23 protein-coding genes are annotated in these 18,014 nt (G+C 63.8%); 9 read left to right on the forward strand and 14 right to left on the reverse strand.

Annotation, left to right across the window (positions count from 1 at the left end):
- The first annotated feature begins 50 nt into the window (after positions 1-50).
- The gene (locus tag KBX14_RS04470) at positions 51-953 is read left to right on the forward strand and encodes a S1 family peptidase (RefSeq protein ID WP_256006204.1); all 903 of its coding nucleotides are present in this window, start codon (positions 51-53) and stop codon (positions 951-953) included.
- On the opposite strand, the gene KBX14_RS04475 is transcribed toward KBX14_RS04470, so the two are convergent.
- The 5 genes from KBX14_RS04475 to KBX14_RS04495 all read right to left on the reverse strand — a co-directional run bounded on the left by KBX14_RS04475 (position 940) and on the right by KBX14_RS04495 (position 5,956).
- On the reverse strand, positions 940-1,425 hold the full coding sequence (locus KBX14_RS04475; RefSeq protein WP_070975883.1) for a GNAT family N-acetyltransferase: 486 nt from the start codon (positions 1,423-1,425) through the stop codon (positions 940-942). The genes KBX14_RS04470 and KBX14_RS04475 overlap by 14 nt on opposite strands.
- Positions 1,426-1,428: 3 nt before the next feature.
- Positions 1,429-3,201, reverse strand: a complete 1,773-nt coding sequence (locus KBX14_RS04480; RefSeq protein ID WP_070975884.1) for a biotin carboxylase N-terminal domain-containing protein — start codon at positions 3,199-3,201, stop codon at positions 1,429-1,431.
- Positions 3,202-3,337: 136 nt separating this feature from the next.
- The gene (locus KBX14_RS04485; RefSeq protein WP_256041921.1) at positions 3,338-4,021 is read right to left on the reverse strand and encodes a hypothetical protein; all 684 of its coding nucleotides are present in this window, start codon (positions 4,019-4,021) and stop codon (positions 3,338-3,340) included.
- Between the two features lie 545 nt (positions 4,022-4,566).
- Positions 4,567-4,737: a hypothetical protein gene (locus KBX14_RS04490; RefSeq protein ID WP_168156198.1), complete on the reverse strand. Its 171-nt coding sequence runs from the start codon at positions 4,735-4,737 to the stop codon at positions 4,567-4,569.
- Between the two features lie 352 nt (positions 4,738-5,089).
- A complete protein-coding gene (locus KBX14_RS04495; protein WP_252930939.1) occupies positions 5,090-5,956 on the reverse strand; it encodes a sulfurtransferase in 867 nt (288 codons plus the stop codon).
- Positions 5,957-6,251: 295 nt separating this feature from the next.
- On the opposite strand from KBX14_RS04495, the gene KBX14_RS04500 reads away from it, so the two are divergent.
- Positions 6,252-7,310, forward strand: coding sequence for a Cj0069 family protein (locus KBX14_RS04500; RefSeq protein WP_256041922.1), 1,059 nt, complete (start codon positions 6,252-6,254; stop codon positions 7,308-7,310).
- Between the two features lie 38 nt (positions 7,311-7,348).
- Here KBX14_RS04500 and KBX14_RS04505 read toward each other — a convergent pair whose 3' ends face one another.
- The 5 genes from KBX14_RS04505 to KBX14_RS04525 all read right to left on the reverse strand — a co-directional run bounded on the left by KBX14_RS04505 (position 7,349) and on the right by KBX14_RS04525 (position 10,620).
- Positions 7,349-7,744, reverse strand: a complete 396-nt coding sequence (locus KBX14_RS04505) for a DUF3151 domain-containing protein (protein ID WP_070477678.1) — start codon at positions 7,742-7,744, stop codon at positions 7,349-7,351.
- Positions 7,745-7,749: 5 nt separating this feature from the next.
- Positions 7,750-8,343, reverse strand: a complete 594-nt coding sequence (locus tag KBX14_RS04510; RefSeq protein WP_070477680.1) for a nucleoside triphosphate pyrophosphatase — start codon at positions 8,341-8,343, stop codon at positions 7,750-7,752.
- Positions 8,344-8,346: 3 nt separating this feature from the next.
- Complete coding sequence (locus tag KBX14_RS04515) at positions 8,347-8,550, reverse strand: acyl-CoA carboxylase subunit epsilon (RefSeq protein ID WP_070362979.1); 204 nt, start codon at positions 8,548-8,550, stop codon at positions 8,347-8,349.
- 15 nt (positions 8,551-8,565) lie between these two features.
- On the reverse strand, positions 8,566-10,092 hold the full coding sequence (locus KBX14_RS04520) for an acyl-CoA carboxylase subunit beta (protein WP_256041923.1): 1,527 nt from the start codon (positions 10,090-10,092) through the stop codon (positions 8,566-8,568).
- A gap of 105 nt (positions 10,093-10,197) precedes the next feature.
- Positions 10,198-10,620, reverse strand: coding sequence for a hypothetical protein (locus KBX14_RS04525; RefSeq protein ID WP_070477684.1), 423 nt, complete (start codon positions 10,618-10,620; stop codon positions 10,198-10,200).
- Between the two features lie 31 nt (positions 10,621-10,651).
- Here KBX14_RS04525 and KBX14_RS04530 point away from each other — a divergent pair, with 31 nt between their 5' ends.
- The gene (locus KBX14_RS04530) at positions 10,652-11,374 is read left to right on the forward strand and encodes a biotin--[acetyl-CoA-carboxylase] ligase (RefSeq protein ID WP_070477685.1); all 723 of its coding nucleotides are present in this window, start codon (positions 10,652-10,654) and stop codon (positions 11,372-11,374) included.
- A 10-nt stretch (positions 11,375-11,384) separates the two neighbouring features.
- On the forward strand, positions 11,385-11,846 hold the full coding sequence (locus KBX14_RS04535) for a hypothetical protein (RefSeq protein WP_246814899.1): 462 nt from the start codon (positions 11,385-11,387) through the stop codon (positions 11,844-11,846).
- Here KBX14_RS04535 and budA read toward each other — a convergent pair whose 3' ends face one another.
- A complete protein-coding gene (budA, locus tag KBX14_RS04540) occupies positions 11,847-12,584 on the reverse strand; it encodes an acetolactate decarboxylase (RefSeq protein WP_070477688.1) in 738 nt (245 codons plus the stop codon).
- A 57-nt stretch (positions 12,585-12,641) separates the two neighbouring features.
- Between budA and KBX14_RS04545 the strand changes: the two genes are divergently transcribed.
- The 5 genes from KBX14_RS04545 to KBX14_RS04565 all read left to right on the forward strand — a co-directional run bounded on the left by KBX14_RS04545 (position 12,642) and on the right by KBX14_RS04565 (position 15,928).
- A complete protein-coding gene (locus KBX14_RS04545; protein WP_256041924.1) occupies positions 12,642-13,805 on the forward strand; it encodes a 5-(carboxyamino)imidazole ribonucleotide synthase in 1,164 nt (387 codons plus the stop codon).
- Positions 13,806-13,823: 18 nt separating this feature from the next.
- Positions 13,824-14,324: a 5-(carboxyamino)imidazole ribonucleotide mutase gene (gene purE, locus KBX14_RS04550; protein WP_070362972.1), complete on the forward strand. Its 501-nt coding sequence runs from the start codon at positions 13,824-13,826 to the stop codon at positions 14,322-14,324.
- Positions 14,317-14,796 (forward strand): YdcF family protein, encoded by a 480-nt coding sequence (locus KBX14_RS04555; protein ID WP_071572702.1) that lies wholly within the window; start codon positions 14,317-14,319, stop codon positions 14,794-14,796. Before purE ends, KBX14_RS04555 begins: the two co-directional genes overlap by 8 nt.
- A 60-nt stretch (positions 14,797-14,856) precedes the next feature.
- Positions 14,857-15,492 (forward strand): DUF305 domain-containing protein, encoded by a 636-nt coding sequence (locus KBX14_RS04560; RefSeq protein ID WP_070362970.1) that lies wholly within the window; start codon positions 14,857-14,859, stop codon positions 15,490-15,492.
- Between the two features lie 250 nt (positions 15,493-15,742).
- Positions 15,743-15,928, forward strand: coding sequence for a DUF4282 domain-containing protein (locus KBX14_RS04565; RefSeq protein WP_240492828.1), 186 nt, complete (start codon positions 15,743-15,745; stop codon positions 15,926-15,928).
- 6 nt (positions 15,929-15,934) lie between these two features.
- On the opposite strand, the gene KBX14_RS04570 is transcribed toward KBX14_RS04565, so the two are convergent.
- From KBX14_RS04570 to thiS, 3 genes are read right to left on the reverse strand one after another with little or no spacing between them, the layout of a single operon-like run.
- Positions 15,935-17,023, reverse strand: coding sequence for a ThiF family adenylyltransferase (locus KBX14_RS04570; protein WP_070477696.1), 1,089 nt, complete (start codon positions 17,021-17,023; stop codon positions 15,935-15,937).
- The gene (locus KBX14_RS04575; protein ID WP_070362967.1) at positions 17,020-17,811 is read right to left on the reverse strand and encodes a thiazole synthase; all 792 of its coding nucleotides are present in this window, start codon (positions 17,809-17,811) and stop codon (positions 17,020-17,022) included. The genes KBX14_RS04570 and KBX14_RS04575 overlap by 4 nt, the downstream gene beginning before the upstream one ends.
- Before the next feature lie 2 nt (positions 17,812-17,813).
- The gene (gene thiS, locus KBX14_RS04580) at positions 17,814-18,011 is read right to left on the reverse strand and encodes a sulfur carrier protein ThiS (protein WP_070362966.1); all 198 of its coding nucleotides are present in this window, start codon (positions 18,009-18,011) and stop codon (positions 17,814-17,816) included.
- Positions 18,012-18,014: the final 3 nt, after the last annotated feature.

The raw sequence follows: 18,014 nt of genomic DNA on the forward strand, positions 1-18,014 counted from the left end.
GCGACTACTACGGATAGGCGCAGCCAGGGCCGTGCGGTACCCTGTGGCCTATGCGAGGAGGAACTGCACGCGGCATCGGGGCCGTCACTGTGGCGTTGGCCCTTGGTATCTCACACGGGGCTGCGGTCGCGGCGCCGGTGGTGCAGCAGGGGGGTCTGATTGTTGTTGGTAGCAACGTGAAATGCACCGTCGCGATGAATGACAAAAACCAGGGCGTGAGCTACACCAGCGCCCACTGTGGCAGCAACGGGGATCGTGTCACCGTCCAGGGGGCCGAAGGCCTCACCGGAACGTTTATCCCCTCGCCGTTGTACCGCGATGAGGAGGATTACACCGCGAACGACTGGGCCATGGTGGTCTGGGACGACGGCGTGGCCCTCGGCCCGAACTGGCTCAGCGGAGACACCCTTATTTCCCCAGGCACGACGCTGACCTCGAAGGATCGCGTGTGTACCTACGGCGGGGTGACGAAGGCGAAGCGCTGCGGTTCGTTCGCTGCGCGCCTCGGCAACACGGTGTTCAGTACGCTCCCAAATGGCCAGGCAGGCGACTCCGGTGCACCCGTGTGGGTCGAAGGCAAAGGAATGATCGGGCCGTACTCGGGCGTGAGCAACATCTCCTCATCGTCGGGCGTGCGCGGGCTTTCCCGCGCGGTTCACCCGGAAGACGGCCGCGACTACGGCAGCGATGACGAAATCGAGGTGCTCAAGCGCTGGTTCCATATCGACGGCCCCGTGGTGCACACCGCCAAGCGCCCAGTAGAAACGGCCGCGAAGGCAGGGGCGCAGTTGGGCAAGCGCCTGGACTCGCTGTCCTCCGAGGATGACTCCGCAGTGCGCGGTGTGTTGCCAGTCGTGCTGGCAATCGTGTTGGGCGTACTCGTCGCCGCGGCACCCGACATCGTCTCTATCGTCGAATCGTGGCGCTCAATAGCAGCGGCTAGAGGTCAATAACCATGGTGCCCGGGTGTGGGGCATCGGCAACATCCCGGAAGCCGAATTTCTCATAGACGTGGCGGGCTTTGGGGTTGTCGGCGTCGACAGATAAAGCGAGCTGTCGCGCACCCTTGTCGCGCGCGAGCTCGCAAGCCTGCTCAATCATCGTGCGTGACAGGCCCTTGCCCTGCGCGCGGGCTTCAATCGCGATGGCGAACTCGGGGATATCCGGCCCAAGGTTTGCCCACCCCACGGCGGAGGTATCCTCCCAGAACCGCAGCCAGATCGCCCCGGCCGGTACGCCGAGGGCGTCGTAGACGATGACGCCGCCGTCGCGCTCCGGATCCCAGTCGCCGATGTAGCCTGCGGCGTAGGTGGGGTAGTCACTGAACAGTTCGCTCGATTCATCACCGTGCGCCTCGGCGAGGAAGTAAATACGCTCGAGGTACGTGCGGTCGGACTCGGTGGCCCGACGGAAACTAAAGTCCATGGGCTACTTCAACTCCATGAGCGTTGCGCCCTTGGCCGCTTGAGCGCCCTGCTCGGCGGCCAGGCCCGTCACGACGCCATCCTTGTGCGCCTTGACCGGGTTTTCCATCTTCATCGCCTCGAGCACGACGAGGACGTCGCCCTCAGCGACGGTGTCGCCCTCTGCCACGTTGACCTTGATTAAAGTTCCCTGCATCGGCGCCGTCACGGCGTCGCCGGATGCGGCGGTCTTCGCGGCCGATGCGCGGCGCTTCTTCGGCTTGCGAGCAGGGCCCGCACCGGGCACGAGTGCGGAAGGCAGGGCTACCTCGATGCGGCGGCCGTCAACCTCCACGGCAAACACCTGCTTATCGACGCCTGCTTCGCCCTCCACACCTTCACCATCAGCTGCGGTGACGGCTGGCATCTCGCCATCCCAGGTCTCTTCGATCCAGCGAGTGTAGACGTCGAACGAGGTGCCGTCGCCGATAAAGGCGTCGTGCTCGACCATTGCGCGGTGGAAGGGGATCACGGTCGGGATGCCCTCGACGACGTATTCCGCAAGCGCGCGGCGGGCACGATTCAGCGCTTCCTCGCGCGTTGCGCCGTACACGATCAGCTTGGCCAGCATCGAGTCAAACTGACCGTTAATCGCCGAACCTTCGCGCACGCCGGAGTCCACGCGCACGCCGGGCCCGGCTGGCTCGCGGTAGACGTTGATCGGGCCAGGAGAAGGCATGAAGTTGATAGTTGGGTCCTCGCCGTTGATGCGGAACTCAAATGCGTGCCCGCGCGGCGTTGGGGTCTCCGTGATGCTGAGCTGCTCGCCGCGGGCGATACGGAACTGCTCGCGTACCAAGTCCAGGTCGGTGGTCAGCTCAGTGACCGGGTGCTCTACCTGGAGGCGCGTGTTGACTTCCAAGAAAGACACCAGGCCGTCAGCGCCAACCAGGTACTCTACGGTGCCTGCGCCCGAGTAGCCGGCTTCCTTACAGATCGCCTCGGCGGAGCGCTCAATGCGCTCGCGCTGCTCATCGGTGAGGAACGGTGCAGGGGCTTCCTCGATGAGCTTCTGGAAGCGGCGCTGCAGCGAGCAGTCACGGGTACCCACGACCACGACATTGCCGTGCTGGTCCGCGAGCACCTGCGCCTCAACGTGGCGAGCCTTATCCAGGTAGCGCTCCACGAAGCACTCGCCGCGGCCGAAAGCGGCAACGGCCTCACGGGTCGCGGACTCGAACAGCTCCGGGATTTCTTCCCGCGTATGCGCGACCTTCATACCGCGTCCGCCGCCGCCGTAGGCGGCCTTAATCGCGATCGGGAGGCCGTGCTCATCTGCGAACGCAAGGACTTCCTGTTCGTCTGCGACCGGATGTTTCGTGCCGGGGGCCATCGGGGCGTCGACAGCTTCGGCGATCGCACGGGCCGCCACCTTGTCACCCAGCGTGGCGATAGCCTCGGGGGAGGGGCCGATCCAGGTCAAACCGGCGTCGATAACTTTCTGTGCGAATTCAGCGTTTTCGGCGAGGAAACCGTAGCCGGGGTGAACGGCGTCCGCACCCGAATCCGCCGCCACTTTGAGCAGCTTCGCCATGTCCAGATAGGTCTCTGCGGCGGTTTCCCCGCCGAGGGCGAACGCTTCATCGGCAAGGGAAACATATGGTGCGGCCGCGTCGCTGTCCGCGTACACCGCAACGGACGCGATGCCTTCATCCTGGGCAGCACGAATGATGCGCACCGCGATCTCGCCGCGGTTTGCAACCAACACCTTGGTCACTTGCTGATTGTGAATAGGCACAAAAAATCCCGTCTTTCTCAAAGAGTCTGAGCTTTGCCGAAATATATCGGATTTTGCCACCCTATGTTACTACTTGCCGGTAGGTCCCAGCGATTCTCATAGCGAGGAGTGCATGAAACGCGTCGCGGGGGCGCGCTTAATCATACGTGCCTAGCAGGTAGCTGATGGAGGAGCTCCAGCGGTCGTGGAACTTTTCGACGTCCCCCGAGACCGCTGCTATGCCCTCGTCGGTGGCGCGAAGCTCGGCAGAGTAGTGGTTGACGAGCCCTTCGGCTGTAGACCTGCCGCGCTCCGACCATTCGAAGATTGCGCTGTCGTCCCCGAGTGGGGTGATGCTGTCGACTCGGTCGAAAGCCTTCATCTCTTTGATTGGTTTGCCGTCGACATAGAACGCTACTCCGTCGGTAATGGAGGCGCCGGTGCCAGCTGGGCGGTCCTTGTCCCCGAGTGAGCCGCGGAAGATGATCCAGCTCAGACGCTGACACGGGTCGTAGCGATTGTCGATGTCCTCGATCCAGTAGTTGAAGTCGCTGCCATCATCAGCGGGCATGCGCCCGGGCGTCGAGTTGGAGGGGTATGCCTCGCGTGGATCATTGGGTAGCTGGACACACGCATCCGCATTGTTCTGCTGCGCTGGCTGCTTGGCAGGCGATGAGGCGGTGTCAGGGGTGTCTGAGGAGGAGGGCTCTTCCATCACGGTGGTCTGTGTAATGGTGATGACGGGTGGTGTGTCTGTTTCGGAGCTGCACGCGGTGAAGGTCAGTGGTGCCAATACCGCGAGAGTGGCAACTGATGCGCGGTTGAAAAGCATGCGTGTCATGGTTTCGTCCTGGGGTTAGATGAGAGGGGTGTGGCGACGCTGCCTGGGTCGGCGTCGGAAAGCATTTGGCGACAGACTATCAGTTTGTGCTTGTCGACGAGCCAGCGCTTACTGCGTGCCAGGGGGTTCGTGCTTGGCGCCGGAACACACAGGGCACTCGTCCAAGTGCCTGCTTGCCGACGCCACGTGGCACCCCAGCGTTACACTACGAGGCATGCTACGGATGGACGACTTTGCCTCAGTGATCTATTCGGCGGGCAAGGTTTTCGACAACCTCCGTACCAGACGGCTTGCGACTGAGGAGTTCTTGGCAAATGGCAGCACTGCCGGAATCGCCTCGCGGGCTGACTTGCAGCTGCTCCAAGACCTGCAGGAAGCTGCACGAATTGCGCTGCGTGCGAAACACGACCGGCAGCCGGTGACCGCCGAGCTTGTGTGCGCACTCAACGCCGCGATCCTATGCGTAGCCGCGGGGTGCAGACACGGGGAAAGTGATTCCTGGCAGCCAACCTGGCAATGGGTTGGAGAGCAGGAGAGACTCAGAATTAGTCTCCGTAGTTCGCGAGGTAACGGATCTTCGGTGTGATCTCCACACGGCCTTTGCCCTCGCGGTGGCGCTTCATGATGAGCTTGGCCGCGGCGATCTGGCCCGCGTTCGGAGGAACGTTGGTCTTTGGGACGTAAAACTCTTGATTAGGGGTACGGCGCTTTTCCATTTATGTCACCTGCTCTCGGAGTCCCAACTCCTGGTTATTTGCTTGATTAATGAATCGACGAGGTCATTCTCATTATTTCCTAGGAAGGGAGCGTCATCAAGCGCATCGATGGCAGCGACACCGATGGCGACGACTTCTGGCTCTTTTGATACGCAAAGGTCCGTCGCCCAACGCAAATTTGAGCCCCACAAACACAAACGGGATGGGCTGGGAAGTGGTCCGCCCTGTCCTCGCAAAGCTTGACGTGACCGGTTGTATCACTCTCGCTCAGCCACGACGGCGACTACGCCACCGCCACCTGCCTGATATGTGCTTAGAAGTCCGGTGCGACTGGCCGCCAACCTGTTCTGGCTTAGCGTTCGCCGCGCTCCACTGGCACACGCACCATGTTTCCCCACTCCGCCCACGAGCCGTCGTACAGGGAAACCTGCTCGAAGCCGAGCACGTGCTTCAGCACGAACCAGGTATGGGCCGCGCTTTCGCCGAGCTGGCAGTAGACCACAGTCGGTGCAGCTGGGTCGAAGTCTTTATAGACGTGCGCAATGTCATCCCTGCCCTTGAGGCGCGCGTTCGGGAACACGGAGTTGCCCCACGGCACGTTCACTGCGCCGGGGATGTGCCCGTGGCGCAGAGTATCGACGCCACCATCCTGTGCGGCCGCCTCTGTTCCTGCGTAATGCTCGGGCGAGCGGGCGTCGATAAGCTGGGCGGGTGTTTCCTGCAGCAGCTCGGATGCGAAGGTGCGAAGCGGTGCGTCCTGGCGCTCGACTACCGGGTACTCAGTGCGTGGATACTCCGGCACCGCGAAGGAGGTATCGCGCTCTTCGCCCATCCAGGCGTCGCGGCCGCCGTCGAGGATGCGCACATCCGGGTGACCGAACAGCTCAAAGACCCACGCTGTGTAGGCGGCCCACCAGTTGGAGCGGTCGCCGTAGATCACCACGGTATCGTCGCGGGAGATGCCGCGCGCGCTCATGAGTTCTGCGAAGGCCTCGCCGTCGATAAAGTCGCGCTGCACAGGATCATTGAGGTCGTTGTGCCAATCGATCCGGACGGCGCCTGGGATGTGCCCAATGTCGTAGAGGAAGGCGTCCTCGTCGCTTTCGACCACCCGCAGACCCGGCATGCCCAAGCGTGCAGAAAGCCACGCGGCTGACACGAATCGTTCCGGATGTGCGTAGTTCGCAAACTGCGAATGATCGTCGAGTTCGATGCCCACGGTGAGTTAACCTCCAATAGCAATGGCCAATAACACAGAGCGAAGTTACTTACTGCCCCTCACCCTACATGTCAAGGAAAATAGGTGACGCAAAATTCCGCAAAAACGGGTCCAGTGTGCGCGGTGTCACTCGCGTGCGCAGGGTGTATTCACGGGGGTTATACGCGGTGTGAACTTGGGCACGTTTTCCCAGGCGAGTGCGGAAAAATTCATCCTGCCAAATAAAGTTACTAATTGGAACATACAGACACCCGTTTCCACCCACAAGGTGGGACAATGACTAGAAAGGTGCCCCATGCATAAAGCTATCGTCGTATTCGAGGTCGAGGGCGGCTCGGATAAGTATTTCGACGGACACCGGAAAGACACCATGCCGATCGTCAACGCGATCAAGGCTATGGGATGGCACGCCGAAGTTGTCTTCTACCGCCCCGAGTGGAAAGACGCGATCTACACCTACGTCTCCGAGAACTTTGACGGCTACATTTCCCGCGTAAACCCAGGCAACATCCCTGGCGGTGAGAAGGGCTACTTCGACCTGCTCACCAGCCTTTCGGTTGCGGGCCTGGTCGGCATGTCCACGCCGGGCGAGATGATGGCCTACGGCGCGAAGGACGCCCTGGTGAAGCTGAAGGACACCGACCTCGTCCCGTCCGACACCGCCGCCTACTACGACGTCGATACCTTCCATGAGACCTTCCCGACGTCCCTGTCCTACGGCGAGCGCGTGCTGAAGCAGAACCGTGGCTCAACCGGCGAGGGCATCTGGCGCGTCCGCATCGCTGACGAGGACCTCGCGGCCTCCGTCGAGCCGGGCACCGCGCTGCCACTGGACACCAAGATCCGCTGCACCGAGGCCGTCGACAACCACACCGAGACGCGCGAGCTCGGCGAGTTCATGACCTTCTGCAACCAGTACATCGTTGGCGACAACGGCATGCTGGTGGACATGCGCTTCATGCCACGCATCGTCGAGGGTGAGATCCGCATTCTGCTCGTCGGACCGCACCCGGTGTTCGTTGTGCATAAGAAGCCCGCAGAGGGCGGCGACAACTTCTCCGCAACCCTGTTCTCCGGCGCAACGTACACCTACGACAAGCCAGAGGCATGGCAGGAGCTCATCGACATGTTCGCTGAGGCCCGCCCGGTCATCGCCGAGAACCTCGGCGGCGACAACATCCCGCTCGTTTGGACCGCGGACTTCATGCTGGCCGACGGCGAGAACGGCGAGGACACCTACGTGCTCGGCGAGATCAACTGCTCCTGCGTTGGCTTTACCTCCGAGCTCGACATGGGCATCCAGGAGCTCGTTGCGCAGGAGGCAATCAAGCGCGTCGAGGCGAAGTTCGCCTAGTCGCTTTTAGCCATAGGCGCCATGGCACCGACCGGGGTTTAGAGGAGCGTAGCGACGCTGTCCGGGTCGGCGTCGGAGAGCATTTGGCGGCAGCGGTCGTACTCGGCGTCGTCACCGATCGCCTTGGAGGTCAGGGCGAGCATCGCGATGGCCTTGAGCACTGGCACGTTCGCCTCGTGCGAGGCCGGAACCGGGCCCCAGCCCTTCCAACCGTTGGCGCGCAGCCGGTCGAGCGAGCGGTGGTAGCCGGTGCGGGCGTACGCGTAGGCGACGATCGTGTCGCCGTCCGCCAGCTCGCGCTCGGCGCGGGCAGCCCACACGGCGGGGGAATCGGGGTGTGCGACGGCGGTGGCGTCGGCAAGTAGGTCGCAGCCGGTTGCTGGGTCTTCTGGGAGGTGAATTGGGTCGGGGGCAAGCATGTCGTTGAACTTCATGCCGACTAGGATACCCAGAACTCCGACGCGTCCAGTCCGAAGTGATAGAGGCAGCGCCGCAGCAGCGGCATGGACAGGCCGATGACGCTGGTTGGGTCGCCGTCAATGGAGTCAATAAACCAGGAGCCGAGCGCCTCCAGCGTGAACGCGCCCGCGCACTGCAGCGGCTGGCCGGAATTGGCATAGGCCACGATGTCGGCGTCGCTCGCCTCGCCGAAGCGGATGGTGGTGCGCACGGTGTCCGTCACCCACTCGCCGTTGTAGGTCACAGCGTGGCCGGTGAGCAGTTCTGCGGTCTTGCCGCGTTGCGCGCGCCAGCGCTCGATCGTGGCCTCAACGGTGTGTGGCTTGCCCAACAGCTGGCCATCCAGAAGCAGCATGGAATCGCAGCCGACCACGACGTCGCCCGGGAACTCGTCGGCGATGGTTGTAGCCTTAGCGCGGGCGAGGGTAGCGACGGTGTGGGCAGGTGGGGCGTCGACAAGCGAGGCGATCACCGCATCCTCGTCGATGTTGGCGGGCCGCAGCACCGGCTCGACGCCACCCTGCTCGAGCAGCATTCGGCGCGACGGCGACTGTGAGGCGAGAACAATCCGCATGGCTTAGGAGTACGTCGAAGGGGAGAACGCGAGCGGGTTAAACAGCGTCGGCGCATGCACCGGCGAGGGCGCTACGCCCCACAGGTTGCGCTGCCCGCGCTTCGCCGCCTGCGCCTGCTGCTGCAGTTGCTCCAGCACGAGGCGCAGCGCCTCGACCTCCTCGGGGGAGGGGTTGCCTTTCACAACGTCGAAGGGGAGGGAAGACATACGTTCCTTTCGTGGTTACAGCGGCAGGTTGCCGTGCTTCTTCTGCGGCGGATAGACAACCTTGCGCTCCAGCAGGCGCAGGCCCTCCACGACCTGGGCGCGGGTGTCGCTAGGTGCGATGACGGCGTCGACAAGGCCGCGCTCGGTAGCGACGTAGGGGTTGAGGTTTTCTTCCTCGTACGCCTGCGTATCGACGCCCAAAGCCTCAGCAGCCGTCGGGGCGTCAGCGAGCGCGATCTGTGCGGTCGGCCACGCAAAGACCAAGTCAGCGCCCAGCCCCTTCGAGCCGAGCACCGAGTAGGCGGTGCCGAGTGCTTTGCGCGTGATCACAGTCATGGTGCCCACCTGGGCCTCAGCGAAGGCGTACGCCAGGGTGGAGGCCGCGGACAGCGCGCCTGCCTGTTCTTCCTCAACAGTCGGGACGAAGCCTGGGCAGTCCACGATGTGCAGCAGTGGCAGGTTAAAGGCGTCGCAGGTGCGGATGAAGCGCGCGGCCTTTCGGGCGGCGTCGGCGCTCAGGCAGCCAGCGAGCACACTTGGCTGCGTGGCAACGATGCCGAGCGCCCGACCGTCAATGTGCGCGAACCCGGTGACGACGTTGCCGGCGTGGGCGCCGCCGAGCTCGTAGAAGTCGCCGTCGGTGATCGTCTCGATGACGGTGGTGATGTCGTATGGCTGGGCGTCCTCGTCGGGAACCAGGGAATCAAGCACGCTGGCATCAGCGCCCTCTGCGACGTCAGCCACGGGAGCAGCCGCGCGGTTGTTCAGCGGCAGGTAGCTCACGAGCTTGCGTACCTCGTCGACAGCCTGCTCATCGGTGCTGACGCGGATGTTGGCCACACCGGTGGTGGCCGCGTGGACGTCGGCGCCGCCAAGCTGCTCCGCGGTCACCTCGCTGCCAGCGACCTTGGAAGCCACATCGGTCGCAGCTAGGTGCAGGCTCGCGCCGTCGACCATGATGCGCATATCGGCCAGTGGGACGGTGGTGGCAGCAAACGTGGCCACCTCACCGGCAACCACGGCGATCTGCGGCACCAGGCCAGAAGCCTGCGTCGCGGCACGCAGGATCTTCGCCTGCATATGCGCCGTGACGACGCCCTCCTGCCAGCGCGGGCCGAGCGAGTCGTAGAACCCGATCACCGGCACGCCAGTCTTTGCGGCCAGCTCGTAGACTTTGAGGATCTTCTCGGCGTACACCTCGCCGATACCGCCGTCGAAAATGGTGGCATCCTGGGAGAACACGCAGACGCGGCGGCCGTCGATGAGGCCATAGCCGGCCACGACACCATCCGTCGACGGCTTGGTGCGGTCCATCTTGTACGCCTCGACGCGGTGGCGTGCCAGCGCGTCGACCTCCACGAAGGAGCCCGCGTCCAGCAAACGCTCGACGCGCTCACGCGCGGTCAGGTCCCCCGCATCGTGGACCGCGTCGATCGCGTCCTGGCCAAGCGGCGCCTGGGCCTCATCGAGCCGGTTGCGCAGATCTTGGATGCGGCCTGCAGTCGTCGACATATCAGGTTTGGAAGAAGATTTATCGCCCATATCGCCTCAGTCTAACTAGCACGGAAAGAAAACCACATTATAAATCGCGCGGCGGGGCCCTTATGTTTCAGGTGCCAGGACGCTAACACGGCACGGGCAACGCGCTTAGCGCATGCTCGGGTCCTTGAAAATGCTCCACGCAGCTGAGATCAGCGGCAGCTGCAGCGGAAGTCGACCGATGCTGATCACCTGCTTTTGCCACGGCTTGTTGCGCCACTGGCGGGCCATCTCGAAGTTCGCAGGCCACACGGCCAGCAAGAGCGCTGCTGCGAAGCCACCACCGAGTTTGCGCAGCTTCGGCGCACGTTTCTGATGCCCGGCGTGCGAAGCCGGGCCAAGCTTGGGCGCGGCCAGCAGCACAGCAGCTGCCAACTCCGCGGCGCCGGACGTGTAGGTATACGTCCGGGCCTCACCTGGGAGGGCCTCGGGAACGATGGAGTCGAAAGGTTCTGGTTTGATGAAGTGCAGGATACCGGCCACCCCGAACGTCGGGATGAGGGCCTTGCGGAGGAAACGTTGAATCGTCATGTGTCTAACAGTAGCGCTAGATTAGGTCAACATGAATGCTGAAGAACTGAGCAGGCTCCAGCGGGGCGTCGAAAAGTATTGGCCGGTGGTGCGCTGGGTGGAAACCACCGGGTCGACGAACGACGATCTCCTCAACAAAGGCGAACCCGGCACCGTGCTCATCGCGGGGGAGCAGACGGCGTCGCGCGGAAGGCTTGGTCGCAAGTGGGTCAGCCCGAAGGGTGCGCAGCTGGCGATGAGCATGGTGCTGCCTATCGACGACAACCCGCCACCGTTTGGGCTGCTGTCGATCGCGCCGGGCGTCGCGGTGACCGACGTCGTGCCGCAGGCCCAGCTCAAGTGGCCGAACGACGTGCAGATCGGCGGGAAGAAGCTCGCGGGGATTCTCTCCGGGCTTGCGGACGGGCGCGTAGTGGTCGGCATCGGCATCAACCTCAACTTTGAGCGTGAGCAGTTGCCCATTCCCACCGCAACGGCGCTGAACCTTGAGGGCATCGACGTCGACTTCGTGGACTTCACCACGCAGGTACTGTGCGCGATGGGTGAGCGTTTCGCGCAGTGGCAACAGCGTGACCCGCAGCTGCTCGCCGACTACCGCAAGGTGTGCAGCACGATTGGGCAGCACGTGCGCATTGAGCTGCACAACGGCGAGGTGGTCGGCACCGTCGATGGCGTCAACGACGAGGGCGAAGTGATCATCGACGGCACGACGTACAGCGTCGGAGATGTGCACCACCTCCGGCCGAAACAGTAGGATCTGTGCCGTGCAACAGTCGCGGGTGAAGTTTCAGCTGGCAGAGGGCGAGACCGTCCTCGCCGACACGAACCCGCCGTTAACGAGCCTCATTTTCCCGTTGCTCGAGCTCATCGTGATCACCGGGATCGCCTGGATTGCCATCGGCTGGATGGACGTCACCCCGTTTGTGAACCCCCAGGCGCACAACATCGTGGTTGCGGTGTGGGCGCTGCTGTCGGTGTGGCGCTTCGTGTTGCCGGTGGTTCGCCACCGCCGCCAGCGTTTCCTGCTCACCGACCGCCGCATCCTCGCCCGCTCGGCGCGCGGTGCGGTCGATTCCATTCCGCTGCGTCAGATTCATTCTTTTCGACGCCAGCGCGGCGGGCTGTCCATCGCCCTGTGGGGGTTCGACCAGCCGGTGTTCTTCCCGCAGGTAGGCAAGGCGCGTGCGGTGGAGCGTGCGCTGGACGAGAGCCTGCGCCGCCGCTAACTACTCCTTAATTTCCGTTGTGTGCAGCTGGCTATCCAGGTCGCTCGGGCTGAGACTGCCTGCCTGGAAGTCTGCCGTGATCGGCAGGTGCAGATCCATGTCGGTGGCGGGGCACAGCTCGATGATGGCGTCGTTAATGGTGTAGTCGAGCACGTGGCCGCCGGCTGTGCGGGCGTCGTCAATGAAGTGGACGTGGCAGCCGGGCACCCCGATGCCTTTGGCATAGGCGGGCGTGCGGAAGCCGCCGATGATGCCGTGTACGTCGGTGAAGTGGTGCTCGGCGTCATCGCCGATGGCCTCCGTCATGGGGCGGTACGGTTTCTCCTGCTTGGTCACGGTGCGGGTGACCACCTCGTCGAAGGTGCCGGTGATTCTGACGGCGTAGAAGAAGTTGTGGCTCGGCTCGAGCGCGTCGATGAACTCGGCAAGTTCCGCGCGGCGCATGCCTTTCGGCGCGTCGACGCGGATGCGCGGCACAAAGTTCGTCACGACGGTAAACGGCGTGCGTTGGTCAAGGCTGGCGACGCGCGCTTTGCCGTCGCTGGTGAGCTGGTAGCAGACGCCGTCGAGAATGATCATCTCTCCGTCGAGCCCGTCGAAGGTGCCAAGGCCGAAGTTCCCTTTGCCGAGGATGTCTCCGATGGTCAGTTCGCCTTCGTAGATGCCGTCGAGAAGCGCGGTCATCAGTGAGTTCTGGAAGATGGTGTGGCGAACAATCGCGGGATTCGTTTCAGTCATGCCCACATCGTAGCGCCCATAAGGCTAAGGTAGTTCGTTGTGAGAGACGCTCAAGGAATGCCCAGAGTTGCCGTTATCGGTGACGGTCAGCTTGCCAGAATGATGCACACGGAAGCCATCGAACTTGGACTGCAGCCCAGGGTGCTTGCAGGCGCCCCGGACGCCTCGGCCGCCCAGGTGTTTGGTGACGTCCAGCTTGGTGACTACACCAACTTCGACGACCTGCACGCGACCATTCAGGGTGCCTCGGCGATTACGTTCGACCACGAACACGTCCCAAACGAGTTCCTGCAGCGCCTGCTGGACGAAGGTTACAACGTGGAGCCGCGCCCCCAGGCGCTGATTTACGCCCAGGACAAGCTTGAGCAGCGCACCAAGCTCAAGGAGCTGGGGGCACCGGTGCCGCCGTTTGCGAAGTTCGACTCGGTGGAGGACGCCCGCGAGTTCTGGAAGCTTGTCGACGGCCGCGTGTGCGTCAAGGCGACGCGCGGAGGCTACGACGGGCACGGCGTCTGGTTCCCAGAGACCCTGCAAGAGTGCGAGCAGCTGGTCACCGATCTGCTTGAGAAGGGCGTTGTGCTCTACGCGGAAGAAAAGGTGAACTTCGCCCGCGAACTTTCCGCGATGGTGGCGCGCAACCGGGACGGCGAGGTCAAGGCGTGGCCCGTCGTCGAGTCACGGCAGGCGGACGGCGTCTGCCATATCGCGATTGCTCCAGCGCCAGAACTGCCGGCTGATGTGGCGAAACAGTGCCGTGATCTTGCCACCAATATTGCGACCAAGCTTGACGTTACGGGCGTGCTCGCCGTTGAGCTCTTCGAGTGCATCGGGGAGGACGGGGCGTCGAAAATTCTGGTCAACGAGCTTGCGATGCGCCCGCACAACACGGGGCACTGGACGCAGGACGGCTGCGTGACCTCCCAGTTTGAGCAGCACCTGCGCGCGGTCCTGAACTGGCCGCTCGGGTCCGTGGACACGCTCGAGCCGGTCACGGTGATGGTGAACACTCTCGGTGCGGAGGAGGATCCGCAGATGCCGATGGAGCAGCGCGTCATCGAGGTGATGCGCCGCTACCCGGAGGCCAAGGTGCACCTGTACGGCAAGAGCTGGCGCCCTGGGCGCAAGATGGGACACGTCAACGTCACCGGCTACGACGCCACGTCCACCTTGGCAATTGCGCAGCACGCCGCGCACTTTATTGTTCACGCGAACTGGTACTAACAGGAGGAGAGTTTCTTCATGAACGCACGCGTTGGCCTCATCATGGGCTCGGATTCGGACTGGGACACGGTTGCGCCTGCCGCAGAGGTACTTGCGGAGTTCGGGGTGCCGTTTGAGGTCGGGGTGGTCTCCGCGCACCGCACCCCTGAGAAGATGCTTGCCTATGCGAAGCAAGCACATGAACGTGGCATCCAGGTCATCATTGCGTGCGCCGGTGGGGCAGCCCACCTGCCGGGGATGGTTGCCGCGGCAACGCCACTGCCAGTCATCGGTATCCCTCGCGCATTGAAGGACCTTGACGGGCTGGATTCTCTGCTTTCCATCGTGCAGATGCCAGGGGGTGTTCCAGTCGCGACGGTGTCTATCGGCGGCGCGAAGAACGCGGGCCTGCTTGCTGTTCGGATGCTCGGTGCCGGGGATCCGGAACTAGTGGACAAGATGGCGAAGTACCAGGCCGACATGGCGGCCGAAGTTGAGCGTAAGGATGCCGCGCTGCGCAGCCGGTTGCTGGGTGAGTAGCAGTCCCATCGTGGTGCTGGGTGCGCGAATTGTCGACGGCCACCCGTCGCGCATGCTGCACGCCCGGCTCTGCAGCGCACTGCTCCGCTGGCGGACGGACGCGCACGCTGGCGTGCGGCGCGCCATCGTGGTCACCGGCCGCGGGGAGGCGGCCGTGATGGCTCGCTGGCTTGTCGAGCGCGGCGTGCCCCGTGAACTGATCATTCAGGAGCCCCATGCGTCGTCGACGAACGAAAACCTCGAGCGTACCCGCGCGTTGTTCCCGCACGCGCCGCGGCTGATCGTGGTGACCAGCAACTTCCACGTGCGCCGCACGCGCGTGTGGGCCTGGCACCTGGGGATTCCAGTGGAGATGGTGCCTGCGCGCACCCCGCGCCGCTCCCGGCCGAAGAACTACGCGCGCGAGCTCGTTGCGTTGCCGCACTCCGCGGCGCGGGTTGTGTGGCGACGCCTTATGCACAAAATGCGCTAGAGTACATCCGATGGTGCTACTTTTGGTGCCATGTGCTTCAGTCCTAGGAAGGCTCCATTCATGACACACTTACATCGCCGCATCACCGGCTTGATCACCGTTGCAGTACTGGGGGCCAGCGTGGCTTCATGCGCCGGAGATGGCCAAGACGCCACAGACGCGCCCCAGACCGACAAGGACGGTGCCGCAGTGACTGCCGGGGCCAACCAACCCGCAGAAGTCAATGGGGTCGATTTGCATTTTCTCGCGATGATGACACCGCATCACCAGCAAGCCGTGGACATGAGCGAGATCATCCTGGCCGCCGATGGCATCAGCGAAGCCACCGCGGACTTGGCCGAACGGATTAAAATCGGGCAACAAGAAGAAATCGACACCATGGTCGACTGGGCTGAACAATGGGACCAGGGTGACTTGATGGCACATCACGCCCCACACATTGCCAATGGCATGATCACTCCAGAACAGATGGACCAGCTGAAATCACTTTCGGGCGAGGAAGCAGACACCCGGTTCCTCCAGCTCATGCACTTCCATCACGCGGGTGCCGTTGCCATGACCCAAGACCAAATCGACAACGGCGGCTACCAGCCTCTCGTGGAACTGGCTCAACAAATGGTCGACGTGCAAACCGCTGAGATGCACGAGATGGAACAACTCCTGGAAGCCAGAGGCGAAAGCCTGCTGACTGAGTAACCAACCTGGATAAACGAAGCGGGAGCGCGTTAACCCGGGTATAAGTTCGTAGTGCACCTGTAATACGACTGAAAGGGAACACCCATGACCGCCAACTTCAACGCCGCGCAAAGCAAGCAGACCGCCGACGGCTTCTTCTCCGCGCTTTTCGACTTCTCCTTCTCCCAGTACATCACCCTGAAGTTCGCCCGCGTGATCTACCTGATCTCCGCAGTCTTCATCGGACTGTGCTGGGGTCTTCGGCCTTTTGGTGTCGCTGGCTACGTTCAGTGTTGGTTTTGGCACCGGCCTGCTCATGCTGATCGGCTTCCTTCTCTTCGGTACGCTTTTCGCGCTGTTCTCATTGATCAGCGCGCGCGTCACCCTCGAATTCATGGTCTCGGCGATCAAGACGGCGCAGAACACTTCCGAGATCGCAGCGGCGCAGCGTCGTTAGGGGTCGCTAGACCCCGCCCGGCAAACTGTGCAGAGTGAGGCCGCGCGCGGCGGCAGCCTCGCCGAAGCGCGCAACGAAATCGGCCGAGCGCTTGCCGGAGGCGCAGTAGACCACGACCTCGCCCGCGCCACGCAGCTCGTCGAGGAGCGTAAGCGCGGCGTCCGGGTCTTCGCGCCACACCGAGGCCGGCAGGTGGAAGGACGCGTGCGGCAGGTCCTTGATCGCTTTTTCACCGAGTTCGCGCACGTCCAGCGCTGTGGCGTGACCATCCGCGACCTGCGCGAGTAGGCGCGTTTTCTCGCCGTCTGGCGGCAGCATACACGGGGCAGCTTCGGCGACGAGTTCGGTGACCAGCTCGCGCTGCGGGTCGGCAGCGACCTCGAAGCGCCGGAGCGTCCCGGCGAGCGCCTCGTAGACATGGAGCACACCGACCTCGGCGTCCATGCCCGCGAGGTATTTCACGGCCTCCGTGGCCATCAGCCCGCCGACGACCGAGGTCGTCACCCCGAGCACGCCGGCGGTGGCGCAGTCCGGAGTGTCCTCGGGTGCCGGGTGGGTGGGGTAGAGGTCGCGTAGCCCGACCCCGCGTGCATCCGGTCCGGAGTACCACAGCGCGAGCTCGCCGTGGAAGCGCAGCACCGAGCCCCACACCAGGGGCGTGCCGGTGAGTTCTGCGGCGTCGCCGGCGAGGAATTTCGTGGTGAAGGTATCGGAGCCGTCGATGACCAGGTCGTGCTCGCGGAACAGCCCAGGTGCGTTGGAGGTGTCGAGGCGCTTGCGCAGCGGCACGATCGTGGCGTCTGCGCGGTGTCGGCGCAGCTGCTCGGCTGCCACCTCCACCTTGGGCCGGCCCACGTCGGAGGCGCTAAACAGAATCTGGCGGTGGATGTTGGTGTCATCCACCACGTCATCATCAATCACCGTGATCGTGCCGACACCTGTGGCCGCCAGCGCCTGCATCACCGGGCAGCCGAGCCCGCCCGCGCCGATGACAAGCACCCGCGCGCGGTTCAGCGCCTCTTGGCCCGCTAGCCCGAAGCCGGGCAGCAGCGTTTGGCGCGCGGTGCGCCGCAGCTCAGCGTGAGGCAGGCTCATAGGACCTCATCCGCCCAGCTCGCTAGGCCATCAAAGCTTGACGACGCCAACGCCCCTTCCGCATGCGTCCGCCGCGGAATCCGACCCGCATCCCGCGCGAGCCGGCCAGCCTCGACCGCGTGTCGCATCGCACGCGCCATCGCGACCGGGTCCTGGCAACGGTTGACCGCGCTGGCGAGCAGCACGCCGTCGCAGCCGAGTTCCATGGCCAAGGTGGCGTCGGAAGCGGTGCCGACGCCGGCGTCGAGAAGCACGGGCACCTGCGCACGCGCGCAGATCAGCTCGATGTTGTGCGGGTTCAAAATGCCAAGGCCGGTGCCGATCGGAGAGCCGAGCGGCATCACCGCATGCACCCCAACCTGCTCCAGGCGGGCGGCGACGACCGGGTCGTCGGAGGTGTAGGCAAGCACGACGAAGCCTTCGGCGACGAGGAGCTCGCAGGCGTCGACAAGCTCGACGACGTCCGGCAGCAGCGTGTGCTCGTCCGCGATGACCTCCACCTTGACCCAGTTCGTGCCGAGCGCCTCGCGCGCCAGTTGCGCGGTGAGCACCGCGTCGCGGGCGGTGCGGCAGCCCGCAGTATTCGGCAGGGGATCGATGCCGAGCCGGGTGAGCATCTCGAAGACGCTCTCGCCGCCATTGGTGCGGGCGGCATGCCGACGCATCGCCACGGTGGTCAGCTGCGTGCCGCTGGCCACCAGCGCGTCCTCGAGCAACTGCTGGCTGGTCGCCCCGCCGGTGCCCATGATCAGGTGGGAGTCGAATTTCTTGTCGGCGATGTTCAGCACGTCTAGCCTCCTTGGACGGCGGTGAGGATGTCGACGGTGTCGGCGTCGGCAAGCGAGCTGTCCCAGCGACTTGCGGGCACAACCTTGCCATTGACAGCGACGGCGACGCCTTCTGCGTGGCCGACGACCTCCTCGACCAGCGACCGCACAGTCGGCGCGGTGTCGAAGGTATGGGGCTTCTCGTTGATGATGATGCGCATGAT

It is taken from the genome of Corynebacterium sp. CCUG 61414 (assembly GCF_024453945.1).
GTDB classification, from domain to species: Bacteria; Actinomycetota; Actinomycetes; order Mycobacteriales; family Mycobacteriaceae; genus Corynebacterium; species Corynebacterium pseudogenitalium.